This window comes from Methanocalculus taiwanensis (assembly GCF_024372745.1).
Taxonomy (GTDB): Archaea; Halobacteriota; Methanomicrobia; order Methanomicrobiales; family Methanocorpusculaceae; genus Methanocalculus; species Methanocalculus taiwanensis.
On record NZ_VOTZ01000016.1, the window covers coordinates 26,519 to 39,941 of the forward strand.

A 13,423-nucleotide genomic window follows, 5' to 3' on the forward strand; every position below is an offset into this window, starting at 1 on the left:
GATCCCGGAACCTATTTTCTTCTCGGAAGCTGAATAGATCAGATATGGACTGGGTGGAGAAGTACCGGCCAAAGACGCTTGCAGATGTTATTGGCAATCAGTCTGCGGTTCACGAGCTTCTGGAATGGGGGAAGGGATGGACCATACAGAAGAAACCCCTCCTCCTCTATGGCAAACCCGGTATTGGAAAGACATCGGCTGCTTATGCGCTGGCGCGTGATCTCGGCTGGGAGATCATCGAGCTGAATGCAAGCGATCAGCGGACAAAAGGGGTGATCGAGCGGATAGCGGGCAGTTCAAGTACAACTGCCAGTCTGTCCGGAGCTCTGCGGCGGTTAATCCTCCTTGACGAAGCTGACAATCTCGAAGGAAATGCCGATCGTGGCGGCGCGAAAGCGATTGTGGATATCATCAAAAAATCCCGGCAACCGATTCTGCTTATCGCCAATGACGCCTATGGTGTTGCGCCCGAAATAAGGAGGCTCTGCGATCAGGTCCAGTTCCGGGCAGTACCTGCACGTACGCTTGCTCCGCACCTGAAATTCATATGCGCAACTGAAGGGCTGGATTGCGATGCAGATGCGATCCGCATCATCGCCGAGGAGGCACAGGGGGATATCCGTTCTGCTGTCAATATGCTATTTGGCTCTGCTGTCGGAAAGGATCGGATATCTCACTCGGATATCCGGGTTCATCAGAAGGATTCCCGCTCCAGCATCTTTGATATGGTTGCAAAAACGCTCTCCGGTTCAACAGATGACAACTCGTTGATTATGCTCTCGCGTGAGGTTGATGATACTCCAGATGCACAGATCCAGTGGCTGGAATCAGCGGTCATTCAACACCGCGAGGTTTGGAGACGCACACTCTCTCTTTGCTATCTGTCGCGTGCTGATTCATATCTGGGCAGGACATTCAGCAGGCAGTATTATACACTCTGGAGATATGCATCCGCAATCATGCTCATCGGGACATCTGCTGCATCTGCAGGTTCCGGCCTTCGGGTTAAAATCTCCCCGCCTGACCGTTGGAAGCGGATGGGCCTGGCACGCAGGCAGAAGACTATCCGCCTCTCCCTCCTTAACCGATGCTCACAGGCGTATCACGTCCCTGAGAAGACGGTATCTGATGAGTACCTAACTCCGATAGCCCTCCTTGCAGATGCATCCCCTGACCGCTTTGTCAGAGCACTCAATCTGGATGCCGATCAGCTCGCACTCCTGATCCACGATAAGGCTCGTGCCTCAGCAATCTTAAAGGAGATCGAGAAACAGGATAAAGAAGAGGAGAAGAGGAAAGCCGCACAGAAGGTTGCAATGCCAAAGCTTCCTGAAGAGGAGATGGACACGAGTCATAGAGATACTGTTGAAAAAACACCGGAAAAGAAGAAGACAGAGGCGCAGTCAACGCTCTTCTCTTTCTAAGGAGACATAGCGGTGAAGGATAACACCACAGTCAATGGTCTCCCCCCCATCCTGGTAGATCTCACATCCAAGATGATAGATCAGCAGATCTGATCTGACGGTAGTTGCAAGTGCAATAAGATCCGGCATCATCTCAATTCCCGGCCGTATCGCGTAGATACAGTCTGATCCTGTATAATGCCTGAGATTGGGTTGTGTTATATCGTCGATTCCAGACCTGATTCCGGGAACCGCAGGGAATTTCCTTATATCAATGCAGAGTACTGATCCTCCCCTCTGCTGAATGATTGATGCGGCTATGGTCTTCCCCCCATATCCAACCTCTACGCATCGTTTGTATCTCATCCCGATAAAATGCCCAATAGTCTCTTCAATATGTTTATAGCCGTTCATTTCCTAGTTACTGTATGGGGATCGTAATCTATTGGGATTATCGATCTGTTGATGGCATTCAGCTTCCTGTGCAACGAATCATCTCGGCTGCCATCGGCTACCCCGTCGAGCTTATTCTTGGCGATCACTTCCCTGTTGAAGGATATCATCGTATACGGCGCCAATATGACGGAGGGCGAATCCTCAACCGGATCAGCCTTTTCAAGAGGATGCATGGATTAAATGATTTGTTACTGCTCGTCATTCCTGATGATATCTATGCTGATTCATCTGATTTTGTCTTTGGGCTTGCCCGAGAATCAATTGGAAGTGCCGTTGTCTCGACAGCACGTCTCAGGAATGAATTTTATGGGCTTCCAGAGGATATTCATCAGATCATAGAGAGGACTGCCAAGGAAGGTGCTCATGAACTCGGCCATCTCATGGGCCTTCAGCATTGTTTAAAACCCGAATGTATCATGTACCGGCCGGAGAGTTTAAGCGAGCTTGATCGCAAGGAGAGGTATTTCTGCCCCGATTGCCGCTCTCAGCTTCCTCTCATGAGATGAACAAACCTCTATTGGTTAGAAATCCAAAGATTAATCTCTGAAAGAACGGATAATATACAGTTGTTCTGTTTATGAGGGTTGATTATTGGTCGCTATGAAGGTTCCCTGGTATGCAATATGGGGATATGGTGCACATATCAAGTCGACACCGGGGCTGTTGTATGTACAGAAACGAGCCCAGCAGTCAAGCTACTCCATTGATGCGATAAATCATCTGCTGCTTGTTGGAGGGCATACTATACAGACTGCAACAATCAATCGTCTCCTTGAGAAGGGCGCGTCGATATCCTTTTTTGACGCCCATGGCACCCCTCTTGGGACACTCACGCCATTTGGGACAAGTAAGAATGAAGAGACATGGTGCCTTCAGACCTCTGCACCATCTCACCGGTATGTCCTGGAATTTGTTCGATCATCGATGAAATCCCGTCTTCTCTGGCTTGAAGAGCTTGATAAATCGCTCGAATCCGGCCTGTTTTATCGCGGGGAGCATGATGTCCTGGTGCAGTCCCAGAGTGAGATCGAGTATCTTGTCCGGATAGAAGAGATACGAAGGCTGCACACATTGACAACTGATATGTACTATGAGATCCTCTCGCGTATGCTTCCTTCAGCGCTAGATTATCGGAGAAGGACCCGGCGTCCCCATTTTGACCCGGTCAATTCAATGCTCTCATTTGGCTATGCCCTCCTCTTTGGTAATGCATGTGTTGCTATCATCGGGGCACATCTAAACCCCGATCACGGTCTCCTGAACCAGGGGGCCGGAGGTCTGGTGTACGATATCATCGAGCCGCTGAAGAGAACAATGGTTGACTCAACGGTATTTGAACTGGCAAGGGAGTCAATAACGAAAGCAGATTACGAGTTGAGCCAGACACGTTGTGTTCTTTCTGATGAACTCGTCTCCCGTCTTCTTGAGCGGTTGTATACCACAATCGATCAGAAGATAATCGATACAAATGTCTACGCATATCTTAATTCTCTTGAGAAAGGAAGGGAATTTTCGTATGTTTTTTGATTTTGAGCCGGGCTCTGAATTTTTTTTGAAGTTATAACAATGCTGTGCGTTTGATCGAAAAGTCGGGAAATTCAGTCAGAATATAGTTTTTCTCTTCGATATCCCTGATGATGGCTCGAGGGCAGCTATAGAGCATTGAGACGAATTTCTCGAGTATAACATCCTCTCCTGTGGCAAGCACATGCACCTTGCCGTCAGGGAGGTTCTCCACCTCCCCTGTGACGCCAAGGCTGGTTGCAATATGCCTTATACAGGCACGAAACCCGACTTTCTGTACTCTTCCTGTTATGATCAGTTCAATCGACTTCATCCAACTGCTCACGATTGGTTCTGTATTCTTATTAGTATTTCATCGGAGAATTCAAAGCGGGTGGTCATCATGCAGGATGATTGAATTCCGCCTTCAAAGAATGGAGAGGAGGTAGTCCTTCACGTAAGCTGCCCTTTCCGGATTTTTTGATTCTGCATATATCCTGATGAATGGCTCTGTCCCTGATGGGCGGATAAGCGCCCAGGCATCGCTCCATCGAACATGGACACCATCTGTTTCGTCAATCTCCTGCCCAATACAGGCTTCCCGTACTTTTGTGAGGAGTGTATCTGCATCATCTGAGTGGATCTTTTCTTTCACCATTGTATAGGATGGAATCTCTTCGGCAATTGCTGAGATCTTCTTCCCGGAAACTGCAACGAGCTCTGCCATTGCGGCAGCTGTCATCCCGCCATCCCTGCAGAACTGGTGTTGCGGGAATATCTGACCGCCATTTCCTTCTCCCCCAAATGCCACCATCTGACCTTCCCCGATTAACTTCAGCATCGTCCGTGCGACGTATATGCTTCCTACCGGGGTATAGGTGGTGGGACATCCGCAGTTGGCTGCCACTTCTTTTATCACATCCGAGGTGCTGACGGGTGTTACAACCATGCCCGGGTTTCTGCTGCATGCGGCTCGGGCTAGCATGGCAAACGTCAGGTTCTCGCTCATAAAAGAACCCGTTTCGTCAACAAAGACTGCCCTGTCTGCATCGCCGTCGTGGGCTACGCCGAATGAAGCTCCTGTTGCAGTGACAGTTTCTGAGAGGAGGGAGAGTCCCTCGGGACTTGGCTCAGGAAGCCTGCCGGGGAACGTCCCATCAAACCGGCCATTGATGGTGTGAACGATGCAGCCCATCCTGCGGAGGATCTCAGGGCTTGTCTTTGCGGCTGGACCCGATCCCGGATCAACGACAACAATCATGCCCTTGCAGCAGTCTTTTGGAAAATGTGAGGCTATCCCACTGATATATTCCTCTATCCTGTGGCTTTCATCGGTTGGCTTACCGACATTCTGCCAGCCTGCAATGTTGACATCTCCTGAAAAGATCAGTGATTCTAGTGCTATTGTTCGGTTGTCATCCATCTCTGTGCCGTCGCTCTCTATCACCTTCACGCCATTATATTCTGGAGGGTTGTGGGAGGCGGTGATCATTGCTCCTCCGTCATAGTGCTCCCTTACAAGGTACTGGAGCGCCGGTGTCGGGAGGATGCCGAGATCTATAACGTCGCACCCGGATGCAAGGAGCCCGGAACGCATCGCAGCGGCGAGTGCCTCCCCGGATGTTCGTGTATCCATTCCAACAGCCACTCTGCCCTGTATCATCGTCCCAAGAGCAAGCCCGATCTTCATGACAAGCTCCGGGTTCATGTCCTCTCCTATGATCCCCCGGACTCCATTTGTTCCAAACAGTACTTTTTTTGGCTCGTTATTCTTCGTCATCATCATCTCTCTCTGTTTCTCTTCCTGCTGTATCATTATTGTGAATGGATTTCTGTGATCGTTTGTTCAGAAGTATGTTAGCAGAATCGCCGAGCTTTCTCATAATGTCGGTGATCCGATCTTCAATCTCGATCTCATCATCGATCTCAAGAGATGTGCCCTCGACTTCAAGAAGAAAGCGGGCGATCTCACTTGATTCAAATAGTATGTCGTCAAGCTCATCGAGGGTGAAGAAACCGCACATGGCGCCATAAAAGAATGTAGCGCCGGATTTTCTGACCTTCCGCTTAAAGGAGCTGCGTGCCTGGTTTACTGCCTGCGGAGAATATGGCTCCTGCATAAATGGAACCAGATCGGGCAGGTTCTCTCCGATGAAGGTCATCTCAGCACCTGCAGTTGTCTTAAAATCAGAGCAGAGCCTGGCTATTGCCCATTCCCGTGCAGTTACGTAGGTATGTTTCCGTAAGAACTGGTTGACTTTCCGGTATGTTGCACCATCGACTTTCCGGAATTTTTTGTATTTTGAGATCTCCTCTCTCCGGCCTTCATCGATCGCTCCTTCTTCCTCATGTGAGTTGCTCATCTCAATTACCTCTGTTGCTCTTCTCCTCCCTTGAACCTTTTTCTGTGTCTATTCATGTCAATGTATGACGGGTTGCAGGGGGTAGGATGGGGAAATTTCTGTGCCATTTAACATATAGCATCATATGGTTTATAGATGGCGATTTGCCTCGAAAAAGCTCCGATTGAAGCATATTGTTGAATGTATAATTTATTTATTTGCTCATGTGCTTATGTCTGCGAATTGAGGGGGTCTCTCTGTTTATGTGAGGGTGGGGTGGTATGTTGTCAGATGTGGGTGGACACCGCCTGGGTATGGCGGTGTACATCATCTGCCTGTACCTGACTCCGGCTCTTCTTTTACGTCGGCATAAGGAGAGTATCTTGTCTTGCCACTGATGACAGGTTAAGACCAGCACTCTCTCAATTCATACTTTTCTAACAATTTCTCATATTTTTCGCGACCGCCTTCGGCGCATCAATTCGGTACCATTATTAAGTTACAAGAAAATGGCTCTATGTCGCGTGAATTCGACAAAGAATGTCAAATTGTTGAGAAAAGGGTGGAGGAGCTCTTCCCCTACCAAAGACTGCATGAACTTGCCCGGGAAACCGGGTTCTGTCAGAGGCTCAGGAAGATACACCCGGTCATCTTCCTTCAGGTGCTCATCTTCTCTGCTACTCTGCACAAACATCCGACAGTTGCAGAGATATGGAGGAGATATACCTATCTCACCGATTCGGACATTGCCTATTCGAGCTTTATTGCACGATTTGAAGACTTATCACTGAAATTCATGCAGAGAGTTTTGGATGACTGTATCCATTCACCGGTGAACGGCCTCTCTCTGGAGCTCCGAGAACGATACCGGAAGTTTGCCACAATCTTCATCCAGGATTCTTCAATTATCAGACTCCATGAGAAACTTGCAGAGAGATTTCCCGCCACCCGCGCCAAAAAGATAGCTGCCGGGATCAAGGTCAGTTATCTCCTCAATGTCCTCGCAAATAGTCCACAAACCGTCTCTCTTGTTCCTGAACGGACAGCTGAGATCAAGACACTTCGAATCGGTCCCTGGGTGAAAGGATCACTCCTGCTCATTGATCTGGGATTCTACTGTTATCACTCCTTCTCGAGAATAGACAAATATGGGGGTTATTTTGTGTCCAGAGTCAAGAAAGACAGCTGTCTCATTATCACACGATTTCACTCACCAGTCACTGCTGCACAACGGGAGATGTTCACCGGCAAGGATCTCAAACATGTCCTTAAAGTCCTCGGAGGAACCTCTGTTGATGCAACCGTAACCATCACGGTCAGAATGACCGATGGTTGTTCTCACAAGAAACGAAGTGTGCACCAGCAGTTTCGGTGTGTTGGCCGTGTCCATCCTGAAACGGGGAAATGGCATCTGTACCTGACAAATCTCTCCCATGAAGAGTTTTCAGTTTATGAGATAGCTACTCTGTATGGATTCAGATGGGAGATTGAATCACTTTTTGACGAGTCAAAGAACGAATGTATGCTCGGGGATGTTCGGGTCACCCGTGAGGGTGCCATCCTGATATTGGTCTGTGCAGCCCTGATCCGGCAACTCTTGTTGAAACGGATCTATCTGGTGATGAGGTCACTTATGACAGAGTGCCAGAGAGCAAGATTATCTTCGGATCTCTTTGGAAGAGCGTTTATCGAGCAGATAGGGTCACTCCTTGAGTTGGTTCTTGGATACTGGAATGATGACTGGTCTGACCGGGAGCTGGTGAAAGGATGGCAGAGATATGTTGACCGGCTCAGTCGACATTCCCAGCAGTACCATCCGGCACGATTGATGCGGGATAACGTTCTCTACCGGTAATCTGGATCAGTGCGGCGATCATCTGCTCTGCGGGTGGTGTTCGTTTGAGCGGATGCTTTCGGTCGTTTTATGGAAAAAATAGGTTAAAATAGCTTATTTTAGTGTTATAGTACCTAAATGATGTTTATGCGAGATGGTACCGTCCATCATAGTGTCATGCGGGAGCCGGAATGTCGAATTGTCCTTGATCTGTCTCTGTGTATACTGATCTCAAAATTAATTTTTGCTACTCACGAGGTGTTTTCGTATGAATGCTGAGCCCTTGAAGTGGATTTGTGAAATTAACCTGACAGGAGTGCTTGTCTTGCAGGGATGGGTTGTGGCAGTATGGCATTGTGGGTTGGAGGGCTGGTGGGGTTGTAGGGTTATGGTGTTGTGACATTGTGAATTGGGCTCCATGGGAAACGGGCATCCTAATCTCAACTACGGGATACCGGGGCGGAGACGGCACTTCCGATCAAAGGGGGCTTCTTCTACGGGTGTCCTGTGTTCCCATGATCACTACATTGACGGCATAGCGGGGTTTCGCATCCTGATGCAGAGGAATGCCGGCCACACTGCCTTATGGGTAGAGGCGAGCTCGTGCCGGTCACTATTGTTTGACCAATAAAAATAAGAAAAGGATATACTATATTTCTATATTCATATCAACTGCGAAATCTTCAGGCTTTAAGATTATTAGTGCTAACGAGTAAGAGAAAGTCCTCGTATTACTTAAGGGGGGGCTATGGTATCGAGTATCAGAACTCCCCGCCGCCCCTGTCCCGTCCGCAGATGCTCCGCAAGGGGATCCTGGTTTGGATATCTGCAGATACAGCGCGGGAGGGGCCGGAATGCTATGCAGGCTGCCAGAAGCCGATAAATCTTCGATTCTTACGAATCGCCTTTCGGGTTGTTCTGATGAGCAAGGGTTTATAAGCTCCTTCAGCCAGATCCCTTGCTACTCCGCCCCCCGATACTCGCGCTGCACCTGCTTCAATCACTCCCAATGATCCGGTTGTTGCATCGGGATCTCGAATGGGATCAATCCCATGTTCCTAAAAATTCAGTAAAAACCTGGGGATCAGGATTTTGGAGAAGCGTCAAAAAACTGCCGCCAGCCGGCTGGGCAGTACCTTGGGGTTGTGGTACCTGGTCTCTTGCTGGCTGGTTTGGTTCTTTGAGATCAGATCTCTGCTCTCTCTGCTCTCTTTGTCCTTATGGTGTGCGAGTGGTGAGTGGGGTGCGGCGGGGCCCGGGTTGTTTCGATGCGGTTGGTTGTTGTGTTGGTGGTCATCTGAAGGCAGCCGGTTGCAAAATGGTCATGCCGGAATTCCATACATCTCTCCCGGCTTCCATTTGGTTTAAGACGTCTTTCAATTTCTCTTAAAAATACCGTCCTCACATTGGCGATTTCTTCGACTTTTTTTGACTCTCACGATAGACTCTATGAAAAAACGGAAAAAATCGATAAAATCAACGATATGGAGATTATTTATATACTCTTATTGACTGAGGTATGGGTGCTCATTGACTGAGGTGCGGATACTCATCGTCTGTCCGGAAGGTGGGATTCTGTTCCTCTGGAAAAATATGGGTTGATGCGGCCTAGGATCTCGTATCTTAAAAAAGGTTATTATGAGCTTTATTTCAAATTATGGCTTAAAATTATCGCTATTTCGATGGTGGAAAAGATCACATTTTTTTGCGCAGAATAGGTATTCTGCGTAATTGTGATGTCATTATTATGATAGGAGGCTCCAATTGAGCAGGATTCAGCTCTTCAGGATCTCATGTAATAGCTCTCTCTGGCGGTCTCCCGAAGATGCCCGGCTTGGTGGTTCCATTTCTGGGTTGGATTCTCCAGGTAATGAATCGATGTTTATTTGGTATGCGGGTGTTGAGTGGGTATCTGGCATGATCTGAATCTGATAGCCGGTTTGTTTGATCTGTGTGGGTGATTGTGCTTAAGGCAGTTTAGGGATGAATGTATGCTGATGGTTGATTGCATATGATCACATCGTTGGAGGTATCGTTCTTCTCTGGCTATCTTATTTTCTTCATTCCTTGTTTTAGTCTTTCATTTATCAGGCCTTGATGTCTCGTGATAATGGCTGTACATATTTTTGAATGGCCTTTTTGTTTTACTTTATACGAACATATGGCCCTATAAACTATATAATGCTATATGGATCTAAGTTGATATTTTCCATCTTTTATATGGAGATTTCCATCTTTGATGATTAATTTCCGATAATCGTGATCCATCCTGGGAGAAGGCTCTATTAGTTTGATTACATTACCTGAATATTCATGAGCTTCAAAATATTCTGCGCAATATTCATATCCCAGGAAAACCATTGATACTATCATGGCTCCCCGGCAGCGCACATTCTCAGTCTGGATTCCCCGGTTTATGAATCACCTGACGATGCGGAATTATTCTGCAAAAACAATAGATACATACCGCCGGGTGCTGGATGATTTTTCCTCTTATTCTGCCGGAGTACAATGCTCAGATAATCCGGATGTTGATACAGATGGGTATGAGGTCACCAATTTCATGGCACAGGCATCAGTGGAACGTGGTCTCTCCGCAACAACGATGAACCGCTATCTCTCAACCCTCAGCTCATTTTACAAATTTCTGGTCGGTCAGCAGATCATTGAAACAAATCCGGTTCTCGGGGTTGATCGGCCAAAAATAAAGGATCGGGAGTTATTATATCTCAAACATGCTGATGTCATTGCCCTTCTGGAGAAGATCGAAGATCAACGGGATCGCCTTCTTATCAGGACGATCTATGCAACCGGTGTGCGGGTCTCCGAACTCTGTGGGATTATGATCGGGCATATCGATTTTTCCGGGGGGACGATTCGTATACGGGGCAAAGGAGGAAAGATCCGAACGGTCTTCATCGACCCTGATACTCTTGCAACGATCCGATCTTTCACAGGCGGAAGAGAGGATGGTCCGCTCTTTTCAGGCCATAAGGGTGCCCCTCTCTCTCCCCGGACCGTCCAGCACATATTCCAAAAATATGCGCCTTCCGGAATAACTCCTCATAAGATTCGCCATAGCTATGCCAGCGAACTCTATCGGCGATCAAGGAACCTCAGGGTTGTGCAGGAGAACCTTGGGCATTCGTCTATTCAGACGACTGAGGTATACCTGCATACGGATATTGAAGAACGGCAGAAAGTGTACCTGGAGCATTTCCCCCTTTCAAATGAGTGACTTTCGTGATCTGCATTCAATAAAAGCTCTTGATTGGGGATTTTTATGTTGATTCGTGGTATAAAAAAAGATTTGATCTCTATTAATCTGAGAGGAGCTTTCCACTTTTTGCGATATTATCGCGTGGCAGTTCGTGAAATAGAATGGTTATTGCGGACGGCTCAACCCCAAATGTGTCTGTTATGGTTTTTGTGATCTCAGCAGCAACTGTCCGCTTCTGCTCAATGGTTTTCCCCTCAGACATCTGAATGGTTATTATTGGCATGTATATGAAAACGACATCAATTCATAAATGTGTTGCCGTTTTGGCCATGTCTTCTCACCATTTCCTGCTTGTTTTACCATCTATGACCCATTTTCTTGTTGCTGACTGGATATATATTCCGAAGAGTGCACAGATGAGGCCGGCAACCGTAAAGATGATGATGGATTGTACGCCTCCCCCTGCTGTGATTGGAAACTCAGGTACATTACTAATGGATAAGAGATAGCTGCTTGCCCCATAGATGATCGTTCCAATTGCTCCGATGAAGAAGGGAATGATCACAATTTTGGAAAGGTTTTCCTGTTCATGCAGGATACAATCAATAATCTTACCTAAAATTGCAACAACTCCTGCCCCGACGAACCACCAGACCGATCCATAAATGAAGGAAGCGATAAAAAGGAGAACTCCGGCATCCTGTGGATAATAGACGAGCAGGCTTGTCAGTCCCATAATGATGGCAATGATTGAGATAAGAACTGCTGATATGTATGCAACAAAGCTGAAGCTCCCCTTCTGAAATGACTGCTGAAGACCTGACACGAGGTATCCGAAGAATTCATCAATTCCAAACCCTTTAAAGAGGAGGTATATCCCAACGGCACCGACGACAATAAAAGTGGCAAGATCCGGCCTTCCCCATAGGTATGCCGCAGAATAGAGGAGCATTGCAAGGCCAATTGGTACAAGAACTACCCTGGCAATCTTCGGATCATCAAGGAGTTTTTTAATGATGTAATAGGTGCCTTCGAGATTGGGCATCTGGGCAACGATGACCCTCCTGACGCTCTCGACAGGTATTCTGGACTGGACGATCGGGAGTATGAAGTCATCCTCTGCACCATCCGAAACAAGGATGCAGGCAGTTGCATTCGTTTGAGTAATTATCTGTGAAAGGGCGTTAGCTATCCTTCGATCTCCCTCGAGCATATTCATATGGCTGCCGCCGATGACAGCAACGATTACATCATCGCCTTTTGCTGTCAGCTCATCATACGTTTTTATTGCCTGAAATATCGCGTTTACATCGGAATCTTCAGGATCAACCAGCCCAAGACGTTTTGCCGCTTCAAGGCATGCCTCTCTTCCTATTATCGGGCTCTCAATTCCTGCCTTGTATCCGATATCATCATCGCGATCGACGCTGAGAATCAGCGTCTTCCTCGTATCCATTACAGAATACATGAACCTATAAGGATAATAAAGTTGTTTTCTCACGATAGGAAACAAAAGACGGGTTTAAGACTGAATTTTGGTAGTACTGTTACGATTACGCATTTCGAATATCTATGGCCTTGTGGAGTACAACCACATTTTCTGGCATCATGGAGGATGCATACCTCAGATAGAAAAAAAAGATTAGATGAGTTTTGATCTCTGGAGGAGGAGGAGGTCATCTGTGGTGAGCTTCTCTCCGCTCTTGAATGAGTTGAAGATCTTCTCAGCTTCCAGTCTGACCGTCTTATTCTCTTTAACTGTTTTAACCTTCTTGGTTTTTGTCCGCATGCCGCTGATGACTTTGTCATAGTCACGCAGCTCTTTCTGGCATTCGATGAAGGCTTTATGTTCTGCATCTGCTGACTCCTGTGCCTCAACGAATGCACGGTGTTTTGCATCTGCTTCCTCGCGGGATTTATCGGCTTTTCTGTAGCAGTCAACCATCAGATCGTGGTGAGTCTGTGCAAGTTCTGCGCTCTCGGTCACCTTGATATGAAGATCGGATGCCTGTTTCCGGAGGTCGCGTGCTTCCTGCAGCTTTGACCGGATCTCTTTGTTCTGCTCAAGTTCGGCTTCCTGCTCACGAACCTGGCTTTTCATATGTTTTATCTTCTCGACGAGTTCACGCTCTTTGTCGGAGCTCATCGCCTCGGTCTGCTGTTTGAACTCAAGAAACTCAATCTGACGCTGGATGTCTTTAACCTGGCCTTTCTTTATATTGCCATGTTCTTTCTTATATTCCTCAAGCTCTTCAAAAAGGACGTTTGCCTGCTCATTCAGGACATTTCGCTGATCTTTCAGATCAGAGACATCTTTGTTGCTTGAGTCACGAAGCTCTTTGTGCTTTTGTGCTTCTTCTACAAACTGGCGCGTCTGATTGTTCAACTCATTTCTCTCGCGAGCACACTTACTCGCAAGGGCATTGAGTTCATTCCTTCGGTTCTTATGCTGTTCAGATTCAGCAAGAATAGTTTTCCTCTTGTCAACGAGATCGTTCAACATGCTCAACAATCCTCAAATGTCGATACGGGTGCCTCTGGCTGGCAGTGTGGGTTATCGTCATAGCACTCATACAGATCATACTGCATAGCGGGTTTTGGATCTGAAAAAACAGACAGCACCTTGCCCGAGTGCTGATGCGCATAAACCATCCTGTTCAACCTC

The 13,423-nt window shown here is 47.4% G+C and carries 15 protein-coding genes; 5 read left to right on the forward strand and 10 right to left on the reverse strand.

Annotated elements, in window-relative coordinates:
• Positions 1-44: 44 nt before the first annotated feature.
• Positions 45-1,424 (forward strand): replication factor C large subunit, encoded by a 1,380-nt coding sequence (locus FTO68_RS08045; RefSeq protein WP_255332876.1) that lies wholly within the window; start codon positions 45-47, stop codon positions 1,422-1,424.
• Here the strand turns inward: FTO68_RS08045 and FTO68_RS08050 are convergent.
• Positions 1,404-1,817 (reverse strand): UPF0146 family protein, encoded by a 414-nt coding sequence (locus tag FTO68_RS08050; protein ID WP_255332877.1) that lies wholly within the window; start codon positions 1,815-1,817, stop codon positions 1,404-1,406. The genes FTO68_RS08045 and FTO68_RS08050 overlap by 21 nt on opposite strands.
• A 14-nt stretch (positions 1,818-1,831) precedes the next feature.
• On the opposite strand from FTO68_RS08050, the gene FTO68_RS08055 reads away from it, so the two are divergent.
• On the forward strand, positions 1,832-2,365 hold the full coding sequence (locus FTO68_RS08055) for an archaemetzincin family Zn-dependent metalloprotease (RefSeq protein ID WP_255332878.1): 534 nt from the start codon (positions 1,832-1,834) through the stop codon (positions 2,363-2,365).
• A gap of 94 nt (positions 2,366-2,459) precedes the next feature.
• Complete coding sequence (gene cas1 / locus FTO68_RS08060; protein ID WP_255332879.1) at positions 2,460-3,386, forward strand: CRISPR-associated endonuclease Cas1; 927 nt, start codon at positions 2,460-2,462, stop codon at positions 3,384-3,386.
• Between the two features lie 31 nt (positions 3,387-3,417).
• Here cas1 and FTO68_RS08065 read toward each other — a convergent pair whose 3' ends face one another.
• The 3 genes from FTO68_RS08065 to FTO68_RS08075 all read right to left on the reverse strand — a co-directional run bounded on the left by FTO68_RS08065 (position 3,418) and on the right by FTO68_RS08075 (position 5,725).
• On the reverse strand, positions 3,418-3,696 hold the full coding sequence (locus FTO68_RS08065; protein ID WP_255332880.1) for an acylphosphatase: 279 nt from the start codon (positions 3,694-3,696) through the stop codon (positions 3,418-3,420).
• A gap of 93 nt (positions 3,697-3,789) precedes the next feature.
• On the reverse strand, positions 3,790-5,148 hold the full coding sequence (gene glmM, locus FTO68_RS08070; RefSeq protein WP_255332881.1) for a phosphoglucosamine mutase: 1,359 nt from the start codon (positions 5,146-5,148) through the stop codon (positions 3,790-3,792).
• The gene (locus tag FTO68_RS08075) at positions 5,129-5,725 is read right to left on the reverse strand and encodes a DUF5806 family protein (protein WP_255332882.1); all 597 of its coding nucleotides are present in this window, start codon (positions 5,723-5,725) and stop codon (positions 5,129-5,131) included. The genes glmM and FTO68_RS08075 overlap by 20 nt, the downstream gene beginning before the upstream one ends.
• 496 nt (positions 5,726-6,221) lie before the next feature.
• On the opposite strand from FTO68_RS08075, the gene FTO68_RS08080 reads away from it, so the two are divergent.
• The gene (locus tag FTO68_RS08080; RefSeq protein WP_255332883.1) at positions 6,222-7,559 is read left to right on the forward strand and encodes an IS4 family transposase; all 1,338 of its coding nucleotides are present in this window, start codon (positions 6,222-6,224) and stop codon (positions 7,557-7,559) included.
• A 1,165-nt stretch (positions 7,560-8,724) separates the two neighbouring features.
• On the opposite strand, the gene FTO68_RS08085 is transcribed toward FTO68_RS08080, so the two are convergent.
• Together FTO68_RS08085 and FTO68_RS08090 are read right to left on the reverse strand one after the other, a co-directional pair.
• The gene (locus tag FTO68_RS08085) at positions 8,725-8,877 is read right to left on the reverse strand and encodes a hypothetical protein (protein ID WP_255332884.1); all 153 of its coding nucleotides are present in this window, start codon (positions 8,875-8,877) and stop codon (positions 8,725-8,727) included.
• An 845-nt stretch (positions 8,878-9,722) separates the two neighbouring features.
• Entirely contained in the window at positions 9,723-9,911 is a 189-nt protein-coding gene (locus tag FTO68_RS08090; RefSeq protein WP_255332885.1) for a hypothetical protein, read from the reverse strand.
• Between FTO68_RS08090 and xerA the strand changes: the two genes are divergently transcribed.
• The gene (xerA, locus tag FTO68_RS08095) at positions 9,910-10,776 is read left to right on the forward strand and encodes a site-specific tyrosine recombinase/integron integrase (protein WP_255332886.1); all 867 of its coding nucleotides are present in this window, start codon (positions 9,910-9,912) and stop codon (positions 10,774-10,776) included. The genes FTO68_RS08090 and xerA overlap by 2 nt on opposite strands.
• Positions 10,777-10,858: 82 nt before the next feature.
• Here xerA and FTO68_RS08100 read toward each other — a convergent pair whose 3' ends face one another.
• From FTO68_RS08100 to FTO68_RS08115, 4 genes are all read right to left on the reverse strand, one after another.
• The gene (locus tag FTO68_RS08100; protein WP_255332887.1) at positions 10,859-11,041 is read right to left on the reverse strand and encodes a tautomerase family protein; all 183 of its coding nucleotides are present in this window, start codon (positions 11,039-11,041) and stop codon (positions 10,859-10,861) included.
• 54 nt (positions 11,042-11,095) lie between these two features.
• Positions 11,096-12,214 carry a DUF373 family protein gene (locus tag FTO68_RS08105; RefSeq protein ID WP_255332888.1) on the reverse strand — a complete coding sequence of 373 codons (1,119 nt, stop codon included), beginning with the start codon at positions 12,212-12,214 and terminating at the stop codon, positions 11,096-11,098.
• 186 nt (positions 12,215-12,400) lie between these two features.
• Positions 12,401-13,261, reverse strand: a complete 861-nt coding sequence (locus tag FTO68_RS08110) for a coiled-coil protein (RefSeq protein WP_255332889.1) — start codon at positions 13,259-13,261, stop codon at positions 12,401-12,403.
• A 2-nt stretch (positions 13,262-13,263) separates the two neighbouring features.
• On the reverse strand, positions 13,264-13,410 hold the full coding sequence (locus FTO68_RS08115) for a hypothetical protein (RefSeq protein WP_255332890.1): 147 nt from the start codon (positions 13,408-13,410) through the stop codon (positions 13,264-13,266).
• Between the last annotated feature and the right edge of the window lie 13 nt (positions 13,411-13,423).